Annotated in this window: 18 protein-coding genes and 1 pseudogene; 7 read left to right on the top strand and 12 right to left on the bottom strand. The window is 64.8% G+C overall.

What is annotated here, in order from left to right; translation table 11 throughout:
- The 3 genes from trhO to AC2CGW_RS02135 all read right to left on the bottom strand — a co-directional run bounded on the left by trhO (position 1) and on the right by AC2CGW_RS02135 (position 1,883).
- Positions 1 to 933, bottom strand: a complete 933-nt coding sequence (gene trhO, locus AC2CGW_RS02125) for an oxygen-dependent tRNA uridine(34) hydroxylase TrhO (protein ID WP_484573451.1) — start codon at positions 931 to 933, stop codon at positions 1 to 3.
- 118 nt (positions 934 to 1,051) lie between these two features.
- Positions 1,052 to 1,348, bottom strand: a complete 297-nt coding sequence (locus tag AC2CGW_RS02130; protein WP_153772849.1) for a BolA family protein — start codon at positions 1,346 to 1,348, stop codon at positions 1,052 to 1,054.
- Between the two features lie 10 nt (positions 1,349 to 1,358).
- Positions 1,359 to 1,883 carry a DUF2059 domain-containing protein gene (locus tag AC2CGW_RS02135; protein WP_151926280.1) on the bottom strand — a complete coding sequence of 175 codons (525 nt, stop codon included), beginning with the start codon at positions 1,881 to 1,883 and terminating at the stop codon, positions 1,359 to 1,361.
- Between the two features lie 157 nt (positions 1,884 to 2,040).
- Here AC2CGW_RS02135 and AC2CGW_RS02140 point away from each other — a divergent pair, with 157 nt between their 5' ends.
- Positions 2,041 to 3,435 carry a class II fumarate hydratase gene (locus tag AC2CGW_RS02140; RefSeq protein ID WP_186666659.1) on the top strand — a complete coding sequence of 465 codons (1,395 nt, stop codon included), beginning with the start codon at positions 2,041 to 2,043 and terminating at the stop codon, positions 3,433 to 3,435.
- Between the two features lie 97 nt (positions 3,436 to 3,532).
- Here AC2CGW_RS02140 and AC2CGW_RS02145 read toward each other — a convergent pair whose 3' ends face one another.
- Both AC2CGW_RS02145 and pap read right to left on the bottom strand, forming a co-directional pair.
- Positions 3,533 to 4,495: a DMT family transporter gene (locus AC2CGW_RS02145; protein ID WP_186711771.1), complete on the bottom strand. Its 963-nt coding sequence runs from the start codon at positions 4,493 to 4,495 to the stop codon at positions 3,533 to 3,535.
- Between the two features lie 135 nt (positions 4,496 to 4,630).
- Entirely contained in the window at positions 4,631 to 6,124 is a 1,494-nt protein-coding gene (gene pap, locus AC2CGW_RS02150; protein WP_186666661.1) for a polyphosphate:AMP phosphotransferase, read from the bottom strand.
- Between the two features lie 132 nt (positions 6,125 to 6,256).
- Here pap and mnmC point away from each other — a divergent pair, with 132 nt between their 5' ends.
- From mnmC to AC2CGW_RS02175, 5 genes are all read left to right on the top strand, one after another.
- Complete coding sequence (gene mnmC / locus AC2CGW_RS02155) at positions 6,257 to 8,242, top strand: bifunctional tRNA (5-methylaminomethyl-2-thiouridine)(34)-methyltransferase MnmC2/FAD-dependent 5-carboxymethylaminomethyl-2-thiouridine(34) oxidoreductase MnmC1 (RefSeq protein WP_484573452.1); 1,986 nt, start codon at positions 6,257 to 6,259, stop codon at positions 8,240 to 8,242.
- Positions 8,243 to 8,366: 124 nt separating this feature from the next.
- Complete coding sequence (locus AC2CGW_RS02160) at positions 8,367 to 10,154, top strand: N-acetylglutaminylglutamine amidotransferase (protein WP_484573453.1); 1,788 nt, start codon at positions 8,367 to 8,369, stop codon at positions 10,152 to 10,154.
- 3 nt (positions 10,155 to 10,157) lie between these two features.
- Positions 10,158 to 11,900, top strand: a complete 1,743-nt coding sequence (gene ngg, locus AC2CGW_RS02165; RefSeq protein ID WP_484573454.1) for an N-acetylglutaminylglutamine synthetase — start codon at positions 10,158 to 10,160, stop codon at positions 11,898 to 11,900.
- Positions 11,901 to 11,983: 83 nt separating this feature from the next.
- Positions 11,984 to 13,168, top strand: a complete 1,185-nt coding sequence (locus AC2CGW_RS02170; RefSeq protein WP_186667013.1) for an osmoprotectant NAGGN system M42 family peptidase — start codon at positions 11,984 to 11,986, stop codon at positions 13,166 to 13,168.
- Between the two features lie 113 nt (positions 13,169 to 13,281).
- On the top strand, positions 13,282 to 13,509 hold the full coding sequence (locus AC2CGW_RS02175; RefSeq protein ID WP_054893888.1) for a YheU family protein: 228 nt from the start codon (positions 13,282 to 13,284) through the stop codon (positions 13,507 to 13,509).
- A gap of 152 nt (positions 13,510 to 13,661) precedes the next feature.
- Here AC2CGW_RS02175 and csrA read toward each other — a convergent pair whose 3' ends face one another.
- Together csrA and AC2CGW_RS02185 are read right to left on the bottom strand one after the other, a co-directional pair.
- Entirely contained in the window at positions 13,662 to 13,850 is a 189-nt protein-coding gene (gene csrA / locus AC2CGW_RS02180) for a carbon storage regulator CsrA (protein WP_186710158.1), read from the bottom strand.
- 131 nt (positions 13,851 to 13,981) lie between these two features.
- Positions 13,982 to 14,794, bottom strand: coding sequence for an SDR family oxidoreductase (locus AC2CGW_RS02185; protein WP_186667015.1), 813 nt, complete (start codon positions 14,792 to 14,794; stop codon positions 13,982 to 13,984).
- A 226-nt stretch (positions 14,795 to 15,020) separates the two neighbouring features.
- Here AC2CGW_RS02185 and AC2CGW_RS02190 point away from each other — a divergent pair, with 226 nt between their 5' ends.
- Positions 15,021 to 15,173 (top strand): DUF3309 family protein, encoded by a 153-nt coding sequence (locus AC2CGW_RS02190; protein WP_065862157.1) that lies wholly within the window; start codon positions 15,021 to 15,023, stop codon positions 15,171 to 15,173.
- Positions 15,174 to 15,275: 102 nt separating this feature from the next.
- Here AC2CGW_RS02190 and AC2CGW_RS02195 read toward each other — a convergent pair.
- From AC2CGW_RS02195 to AC2CGW_RS02215, 5 genes and pseudogenes are all read right to left on the bottom strand, one after another.
- Positions 15,276 to 18,380 (bottom strand): annotated as a pseudogene (locus AC2CGW_RS02195) (transporter substrate-binding domain-containing protein); the annotation flags it as partial.
- 9 nt (positions 18,381 to 18,389) lie between these two features.
- A complete protein-coding gene (locus AC2CGW_RS02200; protein ID WP_186667018.1) occupies positions 18,390 to 19,016 on the bottom strand; it encodes a response regulator transcription factor in 627 nt (208 codons plus the stop codon).
- Between the two features lie 29 nt (positions 19,017 to 19,045).
- Positions 19,046 to 20,050, bottom strand: coding sequence for a hypothetical protein (locus tag AC2CGW_RS02205; RefSeq protein WP_238348361.1), 1,005 nt, complete (start codon positions 20,048 to 20,050; stop codon positions 19,046 to 19,048).
- 197 nt (positions 20,051 to 20,247) lie between these two features.
- Positions 20,248 to 20,994 carry a fimbrial biogenesis chaperone gene (locus AC2CGW_RS02210; protein ID WP_484573455.1) on the bottom strand — a complete coding sequence of 249 codons (747 nt, stop codon included), beginning with the start codon at positions 20,992 to 20,994 and terminating at the stop codon, positions 20,248 to 20,250.
- Positions 20,995 to 21,111: 117 nt separating this feature from the next.
- On the bottom strand, positions 21,112 to 23,610 hold the full coding sequence (locus AC2CGW_RS02215; protein WP_484573456.1) for a TcfC E-set like domain-containing protein: 2,499 nt from the start codon (positions 23,608 to 23,610) through the stop codon (positions 21,112 to 21,114).
- Positions 23,611 to 23,657: the final 47 nt, after the last annotated feature.

The following is a 23,657-nucleotide window of genomic DNA, read 5'->3' on the forward strand; positions in this document are numbered from 1 at the left end:
TCAGGCCTCGGCTTTGTAGTTGTAACCGATCGGGTGCGGCAAGTTGCGCGCCTTGGCCAGCTCGATCTGCTTCTGCCGGTCGATGGCGCTGCGCCGGGTCTTTTCGCTAAGAGTGTCCCAGCAGTGCGGGCAGCTCACCCCGGGCGAATAGTGCTCGGACGCACGGTCATCCGCGTTGATCGGATGGCGGCAGGCATGGCACTGGTCGTAATCGCCCTCGGACAGGTCGTGACGCACGGTGACCCGGTTGTCGAAGACGAAGCAGTCGCCGTCCCAGAGGCTCTCTTCCTGAGCCACTTCCTCGAAGTATTTCAGGACCCCGCCCTTAAGATGATAGACCTCCTCGAAGCCTTCACCGAGCATGTAGCTGGACGCTTTTTCACAGCGAATGCCGCCGGTGCAGAACATCGCGACCTTCTTGTGCTTGCTCGGGTCGAAGTTGGCCTTGATGTAGTCGGGGAACTCGCGGAAGGTCTCGGTCTTCGGATCGATGGCGCCCTTGAAGGTGCCGATCGCCACTTCATAGTCATTGCGGGTGTCGATCAGCAGCACTTCGGGGTCGCTGATCAGCGCGTTCCAGTCCTTGGGCTCGACGTAGGTGCCGACCTGCTTGTTGGGATCGACGCCCGGCACACCGAGGGTGACGATCTCTTTCTTGAGCTTGACCTTGGTGCGGTAGAACGGCTGCTGGTCGCAGTACGATTCTTTATGGTCGACATCCGCCAGGCGCGGGTCGTTGCGCAGCCAGGCCAGCAGGCCGTCGATACCTTCGCGGGTACCGGAGACCGTGCCGTTGATGCCCTCGAGGGCCAGCAGCAACGTGCCTTTGACGTCGTTTTCCAGCAGGGTCTTGAGCAATGGCTCGCGCAGGTCGAGGTAGTCTTCGAGGGTGACGAACTTGTAGAGCGCCGCCACGACGATCGGTTGGGACATGAAACAGAATCTCCTGGTGGTTGCCCTCGTAAGGGGCGGACCGGGTTTGACGAAAAGCGAGGGGGCCGCAAAAGCGGCCCCCGGATGACGCGGATTCTACCAGAACGACGGAAAGGTTTCAGTGCCCGCCGCCGGCACACACCGGCGAAGCAGGCGCCGCCCCTACCTGCGCCCATTCTTCAGGCGTGTAGGTATGAATGGCCAGGGCATGAATCTCGCCCATCAGCTCGCCCATGGTGGCGTAGACCTTCTGGTGACGCTTGACGCTGTTCAGGCCGGCGAACTGCTCGCTGACCAGCACCGCCTTGTAATGCGTCTCCTGCCCGCGACTGTGCATGTGGCTTTCGTTCAGCACCTGCAGGTGCTGATCGCCAAGCGGTGCCAGTTGCTGCTCGATGCGTTGCTGCATGCTCATCGATTCAGGCTCACTTCTTCGCCGGGGCCGCGGCCTTGCCAGCGTTCGGGTCCAGCTCTTTGGTCATGTCGTCCAGCAGCTTGTTCACCACCGGCACTGCAGGCTCCAGGCTCTGCTGGGTCAGCTGGGCCGACTGCTGGGTGACCTTGGGCATTTCGCGCAGGACTTTCTTGCCCAGCGGCGACTCGTAGAACTTGACCAGATCGTTGAGCTCCTGCTCGGTGAAGGTCGCGGTGTACAGGTTGACCATCTGCGGCTTGAGCTTCTTCCAGCCGATGGCATTGTCCAGGGCCGCGTTGGCCTTGGCCTGATAGCTGTCGAGCACGGATTTCTTCGCGGCCGGGGCCTTGGTCTGCTCGAAGCGCTGGGCGAACATCTGCTGGACCTGCATGTACACCGGGGTGCCCAGCTTGTCGGCATTGGCCAGGGTCAGGAATTTCTCGGCGGCGGCGTTGTGGCTCGGGGTGGCAGCGAGGACCTGGCCGCTGGCACAGGCCAGGGCGACAGCGGCAAAAAGGACACGGAGGCGGGTCATTGCAATTCCTTCATGAGAGGGTGAGGCGGATACCTCAGAGTAGAGCATTCTGCGCCGCAGAGGGCACTGTGCTCAAGTGACAAGACGAGCGATTGACCGCCCGGGTGGATCAGGGCCTAAACTGCGATTTCTGACTGAACAAAGGAGTGAGCGCAGCATGAGCCGTATCGAGACAGACAGCCTGGGCCCGGTCGAAGTTCCAGAGGACGCTTACTGGGGCGCACAGACCCAGCGTTCGCTGATCAACTTCGCCATCGGCAAGGAGCGCATGCCCCTGGCTGTCCTGCACGCCCTGGCGCTGGTCAAGAAAGCTGCGGCGCGGGTCAACGACCGCAACGGCGACCTGCCAGCCGACATTGCCCGACTGATCGAACAGGCCGCCGACGAAGTGCTCGACGGCAAACACGACGATCAGTTCCCGCTGGTGGTCTGGCAGACCGGTAGCGGCACCCAGAGCAACATGAACGTCAACGAGGTGATCGCCGGCCGCGCCAACGAACTGGCCGGCAAGGGCCGTGGCGGCAAACTGCCTGTACACCCGAACGATCACGTCAACCGCTCGCAGAGCTCCAACGACTGCTTCCCCACGGCCATGAGCATCGCCGCCGCCCAGGCCGTGCATGGCAAGTTGCTGCCGGCCATCGCCGAGCTCTCGTCGGGCTTGGCAGAACTGTCGGCGCGCCACTCGAACCTGGTCAAGACTGGCCGCACGCACATGATGGACGCTACGCCCATCACCTTCGGCCAGGAAGTCTCGGCCTTCGTTGCACAGCTCGACTACGCCCAGCGGGCAATCCGCGCCACCCTTCCGGCAGTCTGCGAGCTGGCCCAGGGCGGCACTGCCGTGGGCACCGGCCTCAACGCCCCGCACGGTTTTGCCGAAGCCATCGCCGCGGAGCTGGCAGCGCTGTCCGGCCTGCCGTTCGTCACCGCACCGAACAAATTCGCCGCCCTCGCCGGCCATGAGCCGCTGACCAGCCTGGCGGGCGCGCTCAAGACCCTGGCCGTGGCTCTGATGAAGATCGCCAACGACCTGCGTCTGCTGGGTTCCGGCCCGCGTGCAGGGCTTGCCGAAGTGCGCCTGCCGGCCAACGAGCCAGGCAGCTCGATCATGCCGGGCAAGGTCAACCCTACTCAATGCGAAGCGCTGTCGATGCTGGCCTGCCAGGTACTGGGCAACGATGCGGCGATCGGCTTCGCGGCCAGCCAGGGGCACTTGCAGTTGAACGTGTTCAAGCCGGTGATCATCCACAACCTGCTGCAGTCGATCGAACTGCTGGCCGATGGCTGTCGCAACTTCCAGGAGCACTGCGTGGCCGGCATCGAGCCGGACGCCGAGCAGATGGCCGCCCACCTGGAGCGCGGGCTGATGCTGGTGACGGCGCTGAACCCGCACATCGGCTACGACAAGGCGGCGGAAATCGCCAAGAAGGCCTACAGCGAGGGCAAGACCCTGCGCGAGGCAGCGCTGGAGCTCAAGTACCTGACCAACGAGCAGTTCGATCAGTGGGTGCGCCCGGAAAACATGCTGGCACCTGGGGCCAAAGGCTGATCCTGGGCCGATAGTCCTTCGCGGGCAAGCCCGCTCCACAAGGGCTACACAGGCCTTGTGGGAGCGGGCTTGCCCGCGAAGAGGCCACCGCCGATTATCAGCGAACCTCTGCCACCCTGGCCCGCCGCGCCCGCCACCCCGCCACCAGCGAAGGCCCCAGCGCCACCAGTGCCGACCCTGCCACCACCGTCACCGCCCCGGCATAGCCCAGCGCATTGATCTGTTCGGCATGCACGTACTCAGGCCACACCCAGGCCGACAGTGCCACCGCAACAAAGGTGACCAGTGGCGTCAGTGCCAAGGTCGCACTCACCCGCGATGCTTCCCAATGCGCCAAGGCCTCGGCAAATGCGCCATAGGCGACCAGGGTGTTCAGGCAGCACGCCAGTAGCAACCAGCCTTGTACAGCCGTCAGTTGCAGCGCCTCCAGCGGATGCACCCAGGGCGTCAGCAGCGCCGCACAGCACAGGTAGATCACCATCATCACCTGCTGCGAGTGCCAGACCGACAGCAGTTGCTTCTGGCTCAGGGCATAGAACACCCAGATGCTGGTGGCCAGGATGATCGTCAGTACACCGGTGGTGTAGGCCCCAAGTGATGTCAGCAGTTCGTCCAGGCGCTGGTTGAAGAACAGCCCGAAACCGGCCAGCAGCACCAGCAACCCGATACCCTGGCCCAAGCTGAAACGCTCCTTGAACACGAACACACTGGCCACCAGCAACAGCACCGGCCCCAGTTGCACCACCAGTTGCGCGGTGCCCGGGCTGAGCAGTTTGAGACCGACCAGGTACAGCACATAATTGCCCATCAGCCCACACACGGCCACCGCTACCAGGCCAAAGCCCTTGCGCCCCAGGCGCTGGAACGGCGGCAGGCGCCGGTTCGCGGCCAGCCAGGCGAACAACAGGCCGCCGGAGACCAGCAGCCGATACCAGGTGACCGTGATCGGGTCCATCACCTGCAGTACCTGCTTGAGCTTGATCGGCAGAATGCCCCACAACAGCGCGGTCAGCAGTGCCAGGAACAGCCCATGGACCCAGCGTCCGGAAGAAATGTGCATAGCGTCCTCGATCAATGCCCTGAGTGGGGTGACTGAAGTCTAAGGGCTGCAAAGGTGGGGCTGGCAGAAAGTGGCGGGAAAAGAATTCATCGGGTCATTCCTGCGGGGCATGGCTGCCCCGCGGCGTGAGGGGCGTTACTTCTTGTGCTTGGCGAACGCCGCCTCCAGTGCATCGTTGATGGTGCGCAGCACCTTGACCCGCGCCCAGCGCTTGTCGTTGGCCTCCACCAGTGTCCAGGGGGCTATCTCGGTGCTGGTACGATCGACCATGTCGCCCACAGCCTCGGCGTACACATCCCACTTGTCGCGGTTGCGCCAGTCTTCCTCGGTGATCTTGTAGCGCTTGAACGGGATCTCTTCACGTTCCTCGAAACGCTGCAACTGTGTCTCTTGGTCGATTGCCAGCCAGAACTTCACGACTACGATGCCCGCGTTGCTCAACTGCTCCTCGAAATCATTGATCTCGCCATAGGCGCGCATCCAGTCGGCCGGGGTGCAGAACCCTTCGACCCGCTCGACCAGTACCCTGCCATACCAGGAGCGGTCGAAGATGGTGAACTTGCCGCGCGCCGGCACATGTCGCCAAAAGCGCCACAAATAAGGCTGGGCGCGCTCCTCCTCGGTGGGTGCGGCGATCGGCACGATGCGGTACTGGCGTGGGTCCAGCGCAGCAGCCACCCGGCGGATCGCTCCTCCTTTACCTGCTGCATCGTTGCCTTCGAACACCGCGATGAGGGCATGCTCACGCATGCGCTTGTGCCGCAGCAGCCCGGCCAGGCGCGCCTGCTCGGCGACCAGCTGCTTCTGGTAGTCGTGCTTGTCGAGGCGCTGGGTGAGATCCAGGGCACCGAGCAGGCTCAATTGATCGATACTGCGCCCAAATGGCGCGACATTGCCCTGGTGCTTGCCCTTCGGCGCGTTGGCCAGCGCCGACTGCAGACTTTCAAGCAGAATGCGCCCCACCGCCAGCGCCCGGTAGTACGGATCGACACCTTCGATCACATGCCAAGGCGCGTAGTCGCGGCTGGTGCGGCGCAGCACCCGCTCGCCAAAGCGCACGAAGCGGTCGTAGGTCTGCGACTGCTGCCAGTCCAGCGGGCTGATCCGCCAGCTGTGCAACGGGTCGTCGCGCAGGGCCTTAAGCCGGGTCTTCATCTGCTTCTTGGAGAGATGGAACCAGAACTTGATGATCAGCGCGCCTTCGTCACAAAGCATCTGCTCAAGGCGCTCGGCGCCAGTAATGGCCTGGTCCAGCACCGCATCCTTGAAGCGGCCATGCACCCGCCCCTGAATCATCTGGCTGTACCAATTACCGAAGAACACGCCCATGCGCCCCTTGGGCGGCAGGGCGCGCCAGTAGCGCCACGCCGGCGGACGAGCCAGCTCCTCATCGGTCTGCTGGTCGAAGGTCAGCACTTCGATCATCCGCGGGTCCATCCACTCGTTGAGCAGCTTCACCGTCTCGCCCTTGCCGGCGCCCTCAATGCCGTTGATCAGCACGATGACCGGAAAGCGCGCCTGCTGCTTGAGCTCGAACTGGGCCTCCAGCAACGCCTCGCGCAGGGCCGGCACCTCGGCCTCGTAGGTATCCTTGTCGATGCTGTGACCGATCTCCGCAGATTCGAACATGACTCACTCCTTCGATGGATAAGCAAGAGTAGCGGATTGCACGCCAGTCTTGCGCCCTCTTCACCACGGCGGATACAGCGTCGGCGACGCAGATGGCATAAAATCTCCGCCTCACTGCCAGCCGAACAGACCATGCCTGATACCCCACTCCCCCAGCACGCCCAGATCGACTGGGACGACCAGGGCCGCCCTCACTCGCGGCAATACGACGACGTCTATTTCTCGAAGAACGAGGGCGTGCACGAAACGGTATACGTCTTCCTCGAACGCAACCACCTGGCCCGGCGCTTCGCCGAGCTTGCGCCACACGCCTGCCTGGTGATCGGCGAGACCGGTTTTGGTACCGGCATGAACTTCTTCTGTGCCTGGCAACTGTTCGCAGAAAAAGCCCACCCCGAGGCGCGGCTGCACTTCGTCAGTGTCGAGAAGTACCCGCTGAGCCGCGCCGACCTGGCCCGCGCTGCAGCGCTGTGGCCGGAGCTTGCGCCCTACAGCGAACCCTTGCTGGCGCAGTACGTGGCAGTGCACCCGGGCTTCCAGCAATTCAGCTTCGAACAGGGCCGGATCACCCTCACCCTGCTGGTCGGTGACGTGCTGGAACAGTTGCCTCAGCTCGACGCGCCCATCGACGCCTGGTTTCTGGACGGTTTCGCTCCGGCGAAGAACCCGGACATGTGGACGCCGGAACTGTTCGCGCAACTGGCGCGGCTGTCACGCCCCGGCACCACGCTGGGGACTTTTACCACCACCGGCTGGGTACGCCGTGGCCTGGCGGCCGCCGGTTTTGCGATCAAGAAAGTGCCGGGGCTGGGCAAGAAGTGGGAAGTGATGGGGGGAGAATTCGTCGGCTGGCCTGAAGACCTGCCGACACCGCCGCAACCCACCCCCTGGTATGCACGCCCCGCCCCCGTGAACGGCCCCCGTCGCGCACTGGTCATCGGCGCCGGGCTGGCCGGTTGCGCCAGCGCCGCCAGCCTGGCCGCACGCGGTTGGCAGGTCGAGGTGCTGGAGCGCCACGACGCCCCGGCCCGAGAGGCTTCCGGCAACCCCCAGGGCGTGCTGTACCTCAAGCTCTCGGCGCATGGCACTGCCTTGTCGCAGATGATTCTCGCCGGGTTCGGCTACACCCGCCGTTGGCTCGAACGCCTGCAGCGTGGCCGTGACTGGGACGACTGCGGCGTGCTGCAAATGGCCTTCGACACCAAGGAAGCCGAGCGCCAGTCCAAGCTGGCCAGCGCCTTTGACAGCAGCCTGCTGCAGTGCCTGGATCGCGAGCAGGCCGAAGCGGTCGCCGGGGTCGCCCTGGCCAGCGGTGGGCTGTTCTACCCCGAGGGTGGCTGGGTACACCCGCCCGCACTGTGCCACGCGCAACTGCAACATCCACGCATCCGCCTGCTCAACCATCACCAGGTGATCGAACTGCGCCGCATCGACGGTCTGTGGCAGGCCTGGGACGGCGAACAATTACTGGCCAGTGCGCCGCTGGTGGTACTGGCCGGCGCCGCTGAGATATGCAACTTCGAGGCATGCGCCGAGCTGCCGCTCAAGCGTATCCGCGGACAGATCACCCGCCTGCCACTGACCGAGCGCAGCCAGGCGCTGGGCACCGTGGTCTGCGCCGACGGCTACGTCGCACCGGCGCGCGACGGCGAGCATACCCTCGGCGCCAGTTTCGACTTCCATAGCCTCGACCTCGCCCCCACTGCCGGCGAGCACGCAAGCAATCTTGGCCTGCTGGAGGCGATTTCTGCCGACCTGGCGCAGCGCCTCGATACGAGCGCACTGGATCCGGCGCAACTGCAGGGGCGTGCAGCGTTCCGTTGCACCAGCCCGGATTACCTGCCGATCGTCGGGCCGCTGGCCGACCCTGCTGCGTTCAGCACGACCTATTCAATGCTGGCCAAGGATGCCCGACAGGTCCCGGCCATCGACTGCCCCTGGCTGGAAGGCCTGTACGTCAACAGCGGCCATGGCTCACGCGGCCTGATCACTGCGCCTCTGAGCGGCGAGCTGATCGCTGCCTGGGCCAGTGGCGAACCACTGCCGGTGCCTCGGGCTGTGGCCGAGGCCTGTCATCCAAACCGGTTCACGCTGCGCAAGTTGATTCGCGGCAAATGAAACGGTGCACCACTCGTCGCATATAACAGATTGATCTAAAACTCCCGCAAATCCCCTGGGTCAGTTCCTTAAGGTGCCCCATGTGGGGGCACTCTTTCCCCAACGGCAAAACCGGTAAGGACTTATGTGCGGATTAGCAGGAGAGTTACGTTTCACCCCCATCGACCAAGCCCCCCGCCCGGCGGATCTCGCCGCGGTGGAGCGCATCACCCACCATCTGGCGCCACGCGGCCCTGATGCCTGGGGCTTCCATAGCCAGGGGCCGATCGCCCTCGGCCATCGGCGCCTGAAGATCATGGACCTGTCCGACGGCTCGGCGCAGCCGATGGTCGATAACACCCTCGGCCTGTCCCTGGCGTTCAACGGCGCCATCTACAACTTCCCGGAGCTGCGCCAGGAACTGCAGGACCTGGGTTACAGGTTCTGGTCCGACGGCGACACCGAAGTGCTGCTCAAGGGCTACCACGCCTGGGGCGCCGCGCTGCTGCCCAAGCTCAACGGCATGTTTGCCCTAGCCATCTGGGAACGCGACAACCAGCGCCTGTTCCTGGCCCGCGACCGCCTCGGCGTCAAGCCGCTGTACCTGTCGCGCAACGGCGAGCGCCTGCGCTTCGCCTCGACCCTGCCGGCGCTGCTCAAGGGCGGCGACATCGACCCGATGATCGATCCGGTGGCGCTCAACCACTACCTCAACTTCCACGCCGTGGTGCCCGCCCCGCGCACGATGCTGGCCAACGTGCAGAAGCTCGAGCCCGGCACCTGGATGCGCATCGACCGCCACGGTGAAGTCGAGCGCCAGACCTGGTGGCAGCTGCATTACGGCCCGCACCAGGACGAGCAGGACCTCGATCTCGAAGGCTGGACCACCCGCGTGCTCGATGCCACCCGCGATGCCGTGGCGATCCGCCAGCGCGCGGCTGTGGATGTCGGCGTGCTGCTGTCAGGCGGTGTCGACTCCAGTCTGCTGGTCGGCCTCCTGCGCGAGGTCGGTGTGGACGACCTGTCGACGTTCTCCATCGGTTTCGAGGATGCCGGCGGCGAACGTGGCGACGAGTTCCAGTACTCGGACCTGATCGCCAAGCACTACGGCACCCGCCACCACCAGCTGCGCATCGCCGAACACGAGATCATCGAGCAATTGCCGGCCGCCTTCCGCGCCATGAGCGAGCCGATGGTCAGCCACGACTGCATCGCCTTCTATCTGCTCTCGCGTGAAGTCGCCAAGCACTGCAAGGGCGTGCAGAGCGGCCAGGGCGCCGACGAATTGTTCGCCGGTTACCACTGGTATCCGCAGGTCGATGGCGCCGAGGATGCCTTCAGCGCCTATCGCAAGGCGTTCTTCGACCGTAGCCACGACGAATACCGCGACACCGTGCAGGCCCCCTGGTTGCTGGACAACGATGCCGCTGGCGATTTCGTCCGCGAGCACTTCGCCCGCCCCGGTGCAACCCATGCGGTGGACAAGGCCCTGCGCCTGGACAGCACGGTGATGCTGGTCGACGACCCGGTCAAGCGTGTCGACAACATGACCATGGCCTGGGGGCTGGAGGCACGTACGCCGTTCCTCGACTATCGCCTGGTCGAACTTTCTGCCCGTATCCCGGCGCGCTTCAAGCTGCCCGACGGTGGCAAGCAGGTGCTCAAGCAGGCGGCGCGACGGGTCATTCCCCATGAAGTCATCGACCGCAAGAAGGGCTACTTCCCCGTACCCGGCCTCAAGCACCTGGAGGGCGCGACCCTTGGCTGGGTACGCGAACTGCTGACCGACCCGAGCCAGGACCGCGGCCTGTTCAACCCGGCGATGCTCGACCGCCTGCTGAGCAACCCGCATGGCCAACTGACCCCGCTGCGCGGCTCCAAGCTGTGGCAATTGGCGGCCCTGAACCTGTGGCTCAGCGAACAAGGAATCTGACCGATGAAAGCCCATAGTGCCTATGGCCAGCGCCTGCTGCGCGGCCAGGCGCCCTCCTACGAACGCCTGCAGGCCCGCCTGGCGGGCGACGGCAGCGACCCGCACGACCAACCGCGTGCGGTGCACTGCGGCTGGGGGCGGTTGCTGATCGGCCACACCTACCCTGACCCTGCACAACTTGCCGAGGCCATGCTCGACGAACAGCCTGGCGAACGTGACATCGCCCTGTACGTGGCGGCCCCCCAGCAGTTGCTGGCCCAGGCGCCGCAACAGCTGTTTCTCGACCCCTCCGACACCCTGCGCCTGTGGTTCACCGACTACCGCCCGGCGCAGCGCGTGTTCCGGGGCTTTCGCATCCGCCGCGCGCAGGCCGAAGGCGACTGGCAAGCAATCAACACGCTGTACCAGGCGCGCGGCATGATGCCGGTCAATCCCGAGCTGCTCACCCCGCGCCACCTGGGTGGCCCGGTGTACTGGATGGCCGAGGACGAAGACACCGGCGCGGTGATCGGCAGCGTCATGGGGCTGAACCACAGCAAGGCTTTCGACGACCCCGAGCACGGCAGCAGCCTGTGGTGCCTGGCCGTCTCCCCGCAGTGCAGCCGTCCGGGTGTCGGCGAAGTGCTGGTGCGCCATCTGGTGGAGCACTTCATGAGCCGCGGCCTGGCTTACCTCGACCTGTCGGTGATGCACGACAACCGCCAGGCCAAGCGGCTTTACCAGAAGCTGGGCTTTCGCAACCTGCCCACCTTCGCCGTCAAGCGCAGGAATGGCATCAACCAGGAACTGTTCCTCGGCCCTGGCCCTGAAGCCGGGCTCAATCCCTACGCGCGGATCATCGTCAACGAAGCCCTGCGCCGTGGTATCGAAGTCCAGGTGGACGACGCCAGCGCCGGGCTGTTCACCCTGAGCCTGGGCGGGCGCAGGATTCGCTGTCGCGAATCACTGAGTGACTTGACCAGCGCCGTGACCATGACCCTGTGCCAGGACAAGCGCCTGACCCGCAAGGTGCTGCACGATGCCGGCCTGCAAGTGCCTGCCCAGCAGTTGGCGGGCAACGCCGACGACAACCTGGCCTTTCTCGAAGAGCATGGCGCCGTGGTGGTCAAGCCGGTGGATGGCGAGCAAGGCCAGGGTGTCGCGGTCAACCTCACCGAATACGACGAGATCAGCCAGGCTGTGGAGCACGCCCGGCGTTTCGACAGCCGCGTGCTGCTCGAGAGCTTCCACGCCGGTTTCGACCTGCGCATCCTGGTGATCGGCTTCGAGGTGGTGGCCGCCGCCATTCGCCATCCGGCCGAGGTGATCGGCGACGGCAAGCACACCATAAAGGCGCTGATCGAGGCCCAGAGCCGCCGTCGCCAGGCCGCAACCGGGGGTGAAAGCCGCATCCCGATGGATGAGGAAACCGAGCGCACCCTGCGCGCCTGCGGGCTGGGCTTTGAAGACGTATTACCGGCAGGCCAGCGCCTGGCGGTGCGGCGCACGGCAAACCTGCACACGGGCGGCACCCTGGAAGATGTCACCGAACAGTTGCACCCGGTGCTCGCCGATGCGGCGGTGAGGGCTGCGCGGGCGCTGGAGATTCCGGTGGTGGGCCTGGACCTGATGGTGCGCGATGCGCAGCAGCCAGACTACGTGATCATCGAAGCCAACGAACGGGCCGGGCTGGCCAACCATGAACCGCAGCCGACTGCGGAGCGGTTCGTGGATCTGCTGTTCCCGCATAGCCAGCCCCTGGCCTGAATCGCTGCAGGCCTTTTCGCGGGCAAGCCCTTGTGGAATGGGCTTGCCCGCGAAAAAGCCAGCAAAGACCCCAAGGAGTACCCATGTCCGAACGACTCCCCGAACCCGACCTGGACTACCTCAAGCGCGTCCTCCTGGAGATGCTTGCCATCCCCAGCCCCACCGGCTTCACCGATACCATCGTGCGCTACGTAGCCGAGCGCCTGGACGAACTGGGCATCCCCTTCGAGCTGACCCGCCGTGGCACCATCCGCGCCACGCTCAAGGGCCGTCAGAGTTCGCCCGATCGCGCCGTCTCGGCACACCTGGACACCATCGGCGCCAGCGTGCGGCAGTTGCAGGACAACGGCCGCCTGGCCCTGTCGGCGGTGGGGCACTGGTCCAGCCGCTTCGCCGAAGGCAGCCGGGTCAGCGTGTTCACCGACACCGGCGTGTTTCGCGGCAGCGTGCTGCCGTTGATGGCCAGCGGGCACGCTTTCAACACCGCCATCGACCAGATGCCGATCAGTTGGGAACACGTTGAGGTGCGCCTGGACGCCTACTGCGCTACCCGCGCCGATTGCGAGGCGCTGGGCATCGGCATCGGTGACTTCGTCGCCTTCGACCCGCTACCGGAATTCACCGACAGCGGCCATATCAGCGCCCGTCACCTGGACGACAAAGCCGGCGTGGCGGCATTGCTCGCAGCCCTCAAGGCTGTGGTGGAAAGTGGTCGCCAACCGCTGATCGACTGCCATCCGCTGTTCACCATCACCGAGGAAACCGGGTCCGGGGCCGCAGGCGCGCTGCCTTGGGATGTCAGCGAGTTCGTCGGCATCGACATCGCCCCGGTGGCGCCGGGGCAGGCGTCCAGCGAGCATGCGGTAAGCGTGGCGATGCAGGACTCTTCAGGGCCGTACGACTACCACCTGTCCCGCCATCTGCTCAAGCTCGCGAGCGACCAGGAGTTGCCGGTACGCCGCGACCTGTTCCGCTACTACTTCAGCGACGCCCACTCGGCGGTCACGGCCGGGCACGATATCCGCACTGCGCTGGTGGCGTTCGGTTGCGACGCCACTCACGGTTACGAGCGCACCCACATCGACAGCCTGGCTGCACTGAGTCGCCTGTTGTCGGCGTACCTGCTCAGCCCGCCCGTGTTCGCCAGCGACTCGCAACCGGCCAATACTTCTCTGGAGCGTTTCAGTCATCAACTGGAGCATGATGCGCAAATGGAGAGCGATACCCGGGTGCCAGCGGTGGATAGCCTGGTGGGCAACAAGAGCTGAACCTGGCGGCGGCGTCTACGCGGGGTGAACCCGCTCAGACGTCGCCGACGATTAACGTCCCTGCCCCACTTTCAAGTAGCATGCAGCCCAACCTGCCCAACCCGATAGCCATCATGCTGATCCCCTACGACCAACTCGAAGCCGACACCCTCACCCGCCTGATCGAAGACTTCGTCACCCGCGACGGCACCGACAACGGCGACGACACCCCACTGGAAACCCGCGTGCTGCGCGTGCGCCAGGCCTTGGCCAAGGGCCAGGCGTTCATTCTCTTCGATCTGGAAAGCCAGCAGTGCCAGTTACTGGCCAAGCATGATGTGCCACGGGAGCTTCTGGACTAGGGTCTGCCTGAAATGTATCTGCACTCGCCCATACTGCGTTGAAACGGGGCTCGGAACGCTCATGTACTCCAGTACAGTCGTGCGCGACCCCGGGCGTTCCTCCCCCCGTTTCGCCTTGTCTGACCTTCGCGCAGACACATTTCAGACAGCCCCTAAGCCGAAGTGCTGCGCTCCAGCTCCTGCTCCTTGATACGCTTGTGAATCTCCGAGCGGTGCACCACCACCTCACGCGGTGCACTGATCCCGAAGCGCACTACCCCGCCTTCTACGGCCATCACCTTGATGCGGATGTTCTCGCCGATGGTGATGACCTCGCCGATTTCGCGTCCGATTACCAGCATGCTCCGATCCTCCAGATCGAGGGAAAACCCGAGCCTGCGCTGGGGTTCCGGCCTATTCAATCATTCACCCATGAAAAAGACCGGACCTACCTAGCAAGGTAAAAACGCCTACAGACCGACACCACAAAAACCTAGTGACCCGAGCGCGCCTTGGCTCGCATCTTCACCGCCATGGCGGCCATTTCGTCATACAACACCTGCGGGGCTTCGCACTTCAGGCGCCAGGCGTCGCGCCCGGCCTCGTGCGGCAGGATCAGGAACTCACCGGCATCGACCTGGGCATGGATGTAGTCGGCGATGTCGGCAGCGGTGATCGGCGAGCCCTCCAGCAGCTTGCCGACCTGCGCCTTCATCGCAGGATTCGGCCCGCGGAAGGAGTCGAGCAGATTGGTCTGGAAGAACGACGGGCACACCACATGCACCCCCACCTCTAGCTGGCGCAACTCCACCAGCAGGCTTTCCGACAGCGCCAGCACTCCGGCCTTGGCGACGTTGTAGTTGCTCATCCCCGGCCCTTGCATCAACGCCGCCATCGAGGCGATGTTGATGATGCGCCCCTTGCTGCGCTCGAGCAGTGGCAGAAACGCCTTGCAGCCCTTGACCACGCCCATCAGGTTGACTGCGATCTGCCAGTCCCAATCCTCGAGCGACAGCTCGGCGAAAAACCCGCCCGAGGCGACGCCTGCGTTATTGACGATCACATCGATGCCGCCGAATTGCTCCTCGCAGGCTTGGGCCAGGGCGGTGAGCTGGCTGTAGTCACGCACGTCGCAACGCTGCACGAAACCACTGCCGCCTGCGGCACGTACCAGCTCCAGGGTTTCGCGCAGGCCTGCATCGCTGACATCGGCCAGCGCCAGGCGCCAACCCTCTCGAGCCCAGCGCAGGGCGATCTCGCGTCCCAGGCCGGAACCTGCGCCTGTGATCATGATGCGGTTTTGCATGGTGACGGGCCTTGTGCCGACTGAATTGCAACCGAGTCTAATCAACGTCGGCCAGCCAGGCAGGGTCCATCAGGATAGTGAATGGATGGGCATGACCCATTGGTCAGTATCGATCCTGCGAAGAAGCCGCACACCAATGGAATCTTTCCCAAGCGGCACCAGTCCGAATCTACAAGAGGCCAGCAGTTCCAGGCCCTTGCCCCTCAATCACGCAAGGACTTCGCCCATGACCACGATCCTCATCATCATTCTGATCCTGCTGCTGATCGGTGGCTTACCGGTCTTCCCCCATTCGCGCAGTTGGGGCTATGGCCCGTCCGGCATCGTCGGCGCTGTACTGGTGGTGCTGCTGGTGCTGTTGTTGCTCGGGATGATATGACGCCACCGCCATGCCGCCAGCGGCGGCGTGGCGCTCGAGCTGGCGATCCAGTTGCTGCATCGCTGTGCGCAAGGCGCGCACATCTGCGCCCAATTTCACCGGTGCAGGGGACGGCTCGGCGCAGGTCCGTTCGAGACGTTCGCACAACGTCACCAAGGTGCGGGCGCGCACGATGCGCGCAGCGCCCTTGACCCGGTGGGCCAGTTGCGCAAGCGCCCGCGGCTGGTGCCTGAACGCCTGCAGACGCTCGAGGTCGCTGCGATTGCTGCTGCGCAAATCGGCCAGCAAGGCATTGAGCGCAGCCTGGTCCTTGCCCACCAGACGCGTCAAATGGGCCATGTCCAGGATCGGTTGCCCGCATGCGGTCGCTCGCGAGGGTGGACGACAGGCCGTCAGCACCCGCTCCAGGTCTTGCAGCCCCAGCGGTTTGAACAGGCAAGCGTCCATGCCCGCCGCCCGGCAGCGGTTTCGCTCATCGGCCAGGGCGCTGGCCGTGAGCCCGATGACCCGGCAGCGCGGACGCTCGCTGCGCCGCTCATGTTCGCGGATTGCCCGCGCCAGCGCCTGCCCACCGAGGCGTGGCATGCTGCAATCGCTGATCACCACATCGAAATGCTCCTTGAGCCACAAGCGCAAGGCCTGCGTGCCATCTTCGGCGACGCGGGCCTGATGGCCGAGGTAATCGAGCTGCTGCGCCAGCAGCAGACGGTTGGCCGGATAGTCATCGACCACCAGCACCCGCAATCTGGCGAAGTGCGCCATGGCTGTGGGCACGGTCGGCCCCTCACGGGCTTCCTGCGCGGTCAGCAAGGGCAACTCAAGGTGGATGCACACGCGTGTTCCCTGCCCCAGCACACTGTCCAGCCTCAGGTGCCCCCCCATCATCTGGCACAGGCTGCGACTGATGGCCAGACCCAGCCCGGCGCTCTGCCGTGGCGATTGCCGCTGGTTGCTGGCCTGGCGAAAGAGCTGGCCAAGAACTGCCAATTCATCGGCGGCAATGCCGATCCCGGTATCCTCCACGACCAGCTCGACCGTCAGCCTGGCCCCCTGCGCACGCGCCTGCAAATCAACCCGGACATGGCCCTCCCCAGTGAACTTGATCGCATTGCTCAGGACGTTGGCGAGGATCTGCTTGAAGCGCAGAGGGTCGAGCATGACCTCGCACGCCTGTGCACCGCGCATGTCCAGCTCCAACACCAGCCCCTTGGCCCGCGCCTGCTCTTCGAACAACTGAACCACGCTGGCCACCTGCTCACCCAGCACGACCCGCTGCGGCGCCAGTTGCAAACGTCCGGCTTCGATCCGGCTGACATCGAGAATGTCACCGACCAGCTCAAGCAGGCCGCGTGCGGCATCGGTGGCCACCTCGATGGCCATGCGGTCTAGGACACCTTGGCCCGCCTTGCGCTGGGCCAGTTCAAGCATGCCCAGCACGGCGTGCAGCGGGGTGCGGATTTCATGGCTCATGGTGGTGAGAAAATCCGTCTTGGCCTGGTTCGCCGCCTCAGCCTCGCGGCGCGCCCGTGCCGCCTCTCGCTGCAGACGGCGCAGGTAACGGATCCATACCAGCGCCAGCAACAGCAGGCTCAAGGCCGCCGCGAAGCCTCCCAGGATCTTGCCACGATAGCGTGACCAGACCCCGTCCCCCACGATCAGCGGGTTGCGCCAGCGGCGCACCAGGGCATCGGTTTCCTGTGGGGAGAGGCTGAGCAGAGCCTTGTTCAGGATGCTCTGCAACTCCTGCTCGCCGCGCGCCGTGGCCAACGCAAAGTGAGCCGGTGGCAAGGATACGCTGGCCGCGATCTTCACCCGCCCCGGGTACCATCGAGCGATCATCGGCCGCGCATCGTCGTAGGTCAGCACCGCCGCGCTCACCTGGCCGCGTGCGACCGCGTGCAGGGCCTCCAGCGCCCCGTCATAGGCTTGCAAGCGGATACGCGGGTAGCGCTGGGCCAGGAGGTCCGGCACGGCACTGCCCAGGATCACGCCAAGTCGGTGCCCCTCCAGCCCGGCCAGGCTCGCGGGGCCGGGGGCGTCTTCACGTGTCACCAGCACCCTTGACGCACTCAGGTAAGCCCGACTGAAACTCAGCTCGCGGGCCCGTTGCGGGCTGTAGGCCAAACCGGCAATCACTTGCGCACGCCCTTGACGTACCCACTCGATCATCTGCTCGATAGTGCCTGTGCCCTGCACCTCGAAACGCAACCCGGTGCGCTGGCTGACCCATTGCAGGATGTCCAGGCTAAGCCCCTGCAGCCCCGTCTTGGCATCGCGATAGCTCAGGGGTAGCAACTGTTCGTCCAGCACCACCTTGACCACAGGATTGTCAGCGATCCAGCGCTGCTCGGAAGTGCTCAACTGCAAGGCCGCAGGATCGTAGGCCGCCATTACCAAAGGGCTCCAGCGTCGGCGGATCTGCTCATGCTGGGGCTCGCCAAGGCTGGCGAGGGCGTCATCGACCAGGGCCGCCAGCGGTCCGGTCGAGTCGAGCATGGCAAAACCGATCGCTTGTGAATCCAGGTCTGCGTGACCGACCGCCTCGACCCCGAACAGCTGACTGCGCCCCAGCAGGTAGCGCCCTTTGAGGCCATCCCCGATGTACACATCGGCCTGGCCCAGTACCAGCGCGGCCATGGCACTGAACGGCGAGGCATGCCACTGGACCTGCGCCAGCGGGTAGACCGCCAGAACCTGCTCCAGTGGGCGATAACCTTCAACCATGGCCAGGCGCATACCGGGCTCAGGCCCTGGACCAGGTACGCTGGTCGGCCGAGCCGCCATCAGCATGGGCCGATCCTCGGCATAGGGGTGCGACAAGCGCAGCCCCGCATCCTGGGCCTGGCGCGCAGTCACCGAGCCGACCAGGTCGACGCGTGCATCACGCAACGCTGCAAAGGCTTCATCCTGCGAGGCAAACACCTGCACCTCGACCGGCAGGCGCAAACGCGCCGCCACCAGGCTGGCGTAGTCGGCAGTGATGCCCTCATAGGTCTGGCCAGTGCCCAGCAGGTCGAAAGGGGGATCGTGTCGTTCGACGATACCCAGGCGCAACCGACCTCGCTCCCACAACCAGCGCAGGGCGTCTTGCGTCGGCTCGATGGTCGGCCCCTCCAGGACAACCCACGAATGCAACTGGGTGGCAGCCGCCACCGGCGGGGCGATCAGGCACAACAGCAGCGCCAGCGACAGGGCTCGCCCGAGCACTGGACAGCTCTAGATCAGCAGGTTGCGGCGGGCGAAATCCGCGAGATCGATGAGCGAACGGACCCGCAGCTTTTCCAGCAGCCGGCTCTTGTAGGTGCTGATGGTCTTGTTGCTCAGCAACATCGCATCGCCAATTGCCTTGTTGCTCAAGCCCCTGGCCAACTGCTGCAGAACCATCAGTTCACGGTCGGTGAGGCTGGCGATGCACTGTGCCTCGCTGGCCTTGAGATCCTGCCGGTGCACCGAGCTGAGCGTCACCTGCGGAAAGTAGGTGTAACCGGAAAGCACCGCGCGCACCGCCTTGTTCAGTTCGCCAAGATCATCGGTCTTGGACACGTAGCCCGCAGCGCCGGCCTGCATGCAACGCAGCGAATAGGCCTCGGCCAGTTGCGAGGTGAGGATCAGCGACTTGGCCGGGTGCTCCAGGCTGCGCATCCGGGCGATCACCTCCAGGCCATCCAGGCCCGGCATGGTGATGTCCAGGATCACCAGGTCCACCGGTTCCTGACGCATCAACCGCAGTGCATCGATACCATTGTCCGCCTGCCCGACGACCTCCAGCCGTTCCTGGCGCAACAGCATGCACACGGTCGAGCGGATGAAAGGGTGGTCGTCGACCACCAGTACCCTGCTCATGCTCGTTCCTCGCTCGTCATGTCCATGGACTACAACTCGGCATCGAAAACGACGGTAACCAGGCCAGTGTAGGTGCTTCCGGCATTGGCCAGCATGCCGCGTACCTGATCGGATTCGATGGCGAAGTGCAACTGCCCGGGGCGGTTCGCCACCGGCTGTACCGATTCGAACTGCACTGCCATGGCGCGCCCCGTGGGTAGCGGCAGTCGCTGCACCGCGCCGCCCCCATGCTGGATCCCGCCAGGCAGGCTGAGTGCCACTCCCAGGTCGGCCTGATGGCTGGCGGCATCTCGGATCGCGCACTGCGTACCACTGTCGTACTGACACAGCTTGTAGACCTTGAACGGGCCGGTCGACCACACCCGAAAAGGCAGGTCGCGATAAAGCCGCTGTGGAACCCGACCACCGCCCAGCCATGCCTGCCAGCCGCCCCGGGGCTCGAGCACGGCACGGTCGGAGCCTGGGGGAAACTCGAACACGAAGGCATGCTGCACATCCAGTTCGAAATTGACGGTCAGGGTATCGCCGCTGAGCGCCGACACCCCATTTCCGAAGTCGAAGTCCATGCCCGGGCCGATGCGGTAGGTGGTGGAGCCTCGATAGGTGCCAGAACGCAGGCGGTAAGGCGGTGGCAGGTCGAGTTGGAAGGCGACGCTGGTTTCCTGTACGTCGAGGTTCTGGCTGAAGCCCGCAGCAGCGTAACCACCATCTGCAGTGCAGGCACCCGGCGAGATCGGATCGCCGATGCGCCAGAGGTAGGAGACGAGGGCCGGACGGAACTGCGATACGCTGCCGATACTGCTGCAGCCGCCCTCCGGCGTGGCCTGATAAAGCGTATGTCGATTGAGATTCGCGCCGAGCACGCGCTGGCTGAGCGCGGTCCATTCGAACACCATGCGCCGGGATTCGAGCCCGTCGTCCGAGCGCACCTCGATCTCCCGTCGAGCAGGAACCTTGACGAAAAAGGTATCGCGCACATCCGAAGCTGTCCGGATCGTGGTCTTGGTATAGGTGATAGGCAGGGTGACGGTCATCTGGTTACGGCAAGTCGAACCCCAGCTCTGGCAGAGCCCTCCAGGCGGCGTAGTATTCTCGAACCGTCCCGACCCACCGCCCTGGTATTTTGCAGTCAAGGTCACCTCCAGGGCAGGGACCACCGGTGCGACGAGCAGCATGAGCCATAGCCAGGTGCCACCGACATGCGCAAGGCGACCGCGTCCTGCAAGGCGGCTCATCCTTCCACCACGACATCGCGGCGTTCGGCCCCTTCATGCAGGTCGAAGCGATGTTCCTTTTCCACATGGCCATTGAATTGTCGGCTACGCCCCGGCAACAAGTGATGCTTCGTGGCCGCGTCACAGGTCTGCGCCGACGCGTGGCATTGACGGAAACGATCCAGGACCACACTGGCGTTGCCGGCGTTGGTCACCTCCAGTTGACCACCCTGGCGGCGGATCCGGGTATCGAAGCGTGGCTGCTGCGGACGTACGAACAGCAGCGAGCCGTAACCGGCCAGCAGGTTGACCCCGGCCTGCAAGTGCTCACGGTAGCTGCGCGCCTGTTGTTCATCGACGGCAAAGTCATCGCCGCGCTCAGGCAGCACCGGTAAAAAGCGCAGGCGGTAATAGCGCTCCTGGTCTCGCGGGCCGCGATAGAGCAGGCGCACAGCCTGCATTCCACCAGCCGGCACGATCAGCCGCGCGGGGCTGACCACCAGCCCTCGCTGGTCGAGCGCCAATCCATCGGTCGCGACTTCACGGGCTTGACCGTCGGCGTCGTACACCAGCTCCACAACGCTGATCTTGACGAAGGCGGTGGTATCGCCACCATTGCGCACCCGTTTCAGCAGGGTGCTGCGATCACCTTCGAGGTAGTCGTAGAGGCCACCGATATTCAGTTCGGGGGCCGCGTGAAGTGACAACGGCAGCGCCAGCAGCAGGGCCATCAGGCTACGGATACCCATGCGATAAATCTCCATATATTCAATAGGATATTAGGGGGGCGTCGATCACGTGGCCATGCAGCGATGCGAACGACACTTCCCAAAACGTGATGAGAAACCTCCTACAAAAAGCAGGAAAAACTGCTCTTCCCTTCAACTGCCTGTATCCATGCCCGCCCTGCTCTCGCCTGCCAGCTCGCCACGCCGGCACTGCTGGTCGCCAGCCAGCAATACGTCGCCTTCACGTACCAGCCGCGAGGTGTCCAGCGCCAGCAGACAGACCGCGGCCCCCTTGAGACGCACTTCGAGGGTCGGTGTCGACTCGCTCATTTCCACAGCGAAGAAACCATCGACTTCGGTGACACTGCGGCTGGCGTCATTGATCACCTGCGCGCCACGCAGAGGCTGGCCCTTGCCGTCGAACAACCGCCCCAGCACCATGACCGTGCGCATCACCCGCAACTGGCGATAAGCGATACCCCCTCGGTTGAGGTGGTAATCCAGGCTGGCGGGCTGGATCAGCGCCGCCGTCGCGTCGACACCGTCGAAATCGAACTGCACGCTGCCAGGCTTGTAGGCCGCGACCGGTATGACGTTACGCCCGGGGCGCAGGAGTGACGTGGTGCCATTGGGGTCGTCGGCGTGCAGTTTCAGGTCGGGCAAGTCACTGTCGACGTCGACGATCAGGCCCGCCTGATGCGGCAGGTACTGGCCGCTCAGGGCGACTTTGCCGCCCCCAAGCGCGAGCAGGCTCTCCAGGTTCACCCCACCACTGAACTCGCCGTTGTAGGAGGATTGCTGCACGTAGGCATCGCCATGCATCACCTCACTTTCGAACTGGGTATCGCCGCCAAGCCCCACGCCATAGCGGTCGGCGCTCATCGTTGCACCGACACTGCGCAGCGGCCCGAGCTCGAGGTCTTGCTGGTAGGCCAGCGAGGTGTTGACGTCGCGCCCGCCGTCGCGAGACGTGCGGGTGCCGACGGTCGCCGACAAACGCCGCCCCTTGCCGCCTCCCAGGCTCATGCTCAAGGCCAGGTTGACCCCGCGGCTGCGTGACTCACCGGTGGCCAGCGTACCGGGACGGTCGAACACCGACAGCCGCCAGTTGGCATCGGAACCGAACAGCCGCCCGTAGTACGACCACCCCAGGTCCAAGCCCACGCCCTCGCTGCCTCCGCGGCTGTGCGACAGCCGCAGGTTGGCAGTGTGGCGCGGGTCCAGGCGCTGGCTCAGCGACACCGAGGTCTGCCGGGTCGACTGCGCCGCATGAGGGCGCTGGATGGTCGTCTCGGGGGCGAGCCAGGAGCGGCTGTGGCTGGCCACCAGGGAGGTGCGCTCGAAGTTGCCGACGGCCTGCAGGTCGTAGCCGTTGCCATAGCCCCGGGCCTGATAGAGGTTGCCATACAGCTTGAAGCGCTCGTGCACATCCCAGTCCAGCGAGGTGCCGAACTGCTGCTGCTCATCGATCTGCTGCACGGAAACCCCCACCACTGCGCGTGGATGCAAGAGGTAGTTGGCCAGGACGCCGCCACTGAGGCTGTCGTCATGCTCGCGTGACCAGTTGCTCAGCACGCTGCTCTGTCGTCCCAGGTAGACGTTGTAGCGCCAACGTCCGCCGCGGCTGCTCCAGTTGCTGGGTTTGTAGATGAATGCCTGGTCGCGCGAGGTGACCTGGCCATCCTCGACCAGACGCACCTCGACCTCGTAGATGCCACCGGGCAGCACACGAGTGTCCAGGGTCTGCAAGCCAGGCTGCACAGGCTGGCTGTTGATCAGCACACCGTTGCGGTAGATCTCGACGATCGCCGGCCGGTCAGGGGTGACGTAGATCGGGGTGGCGCTGGGCATGCCGGTGTCCAGGATCAACCCATCGCTGCTGCCGAACATCACCCCCAGCGTGGTGTCGGCGCTGGCCCCGTTCAGCCTTGGCTGGCGCGTCAGGCCCTGGGCGCTGGGGGTGAAGTAGCCGAGCCGGTAGAAGTGATCTTCGACCAGGCGTTCGGCATACAGCTGCTCGACGTGATAGCGGGTCGAGGCGTCGGCCTCGCTGCCACGGTCGAGTTGTCCGTCGGCCAGGGCGGTCCAGTGGCCGATGCTGCCCTGGCCTTGTAATGCAAAGCGCCCCGTGCCGCCGCGTCCATCACCGACCAGATTGAGCTGATTGCGCAGCAGCAGGCCTGTACTTCCCTGCTCTGGCGGTCGATGAAAGCGAGGTGCCTGCCCGGCGCTTTCGGCCTGCAGGGTGAGCAAAGACAACTGCGAGTTGACCAGGCTGTAGTGCACGGCCTGAAGCCCGTCGGGACAATCCTGCAGACAATCGCCCAGCGGTCGCGGTCGTGCCAGACGCTCCTGCCAGCGCTGGCGCAGGCTTTCGGGCTCGCGGCTCTCGTCGGTCTCGGTGAACTCGAGCAGTTGCACCTGCTCGTCACGCCCCAGTACCACCAGGGCGTCACCCAGGTAGCGGCCGTCCAGGTCCACCCGCACCGCCAGCGGCACATCGAAGAAATGCCCCTCGAACTCGCGGGGCAAACCCTCGACCCGCCCCAGGGTCGCAGTGGCAGCAAGGCCGACCCGGGGCATCAAGGCGATGCAGGCGCCCACGAGCAGGCAATGGCGGAGCGCGACAGGGATAGGCTGAAAGATTGACATAGGCATCATGGCAGGCAATGCCCGCCCGGCCCTGACAAGCAGCAGAC

Source organism: Pseudomonas sp. SYWMCR5 (assembly GCF_057197165.1).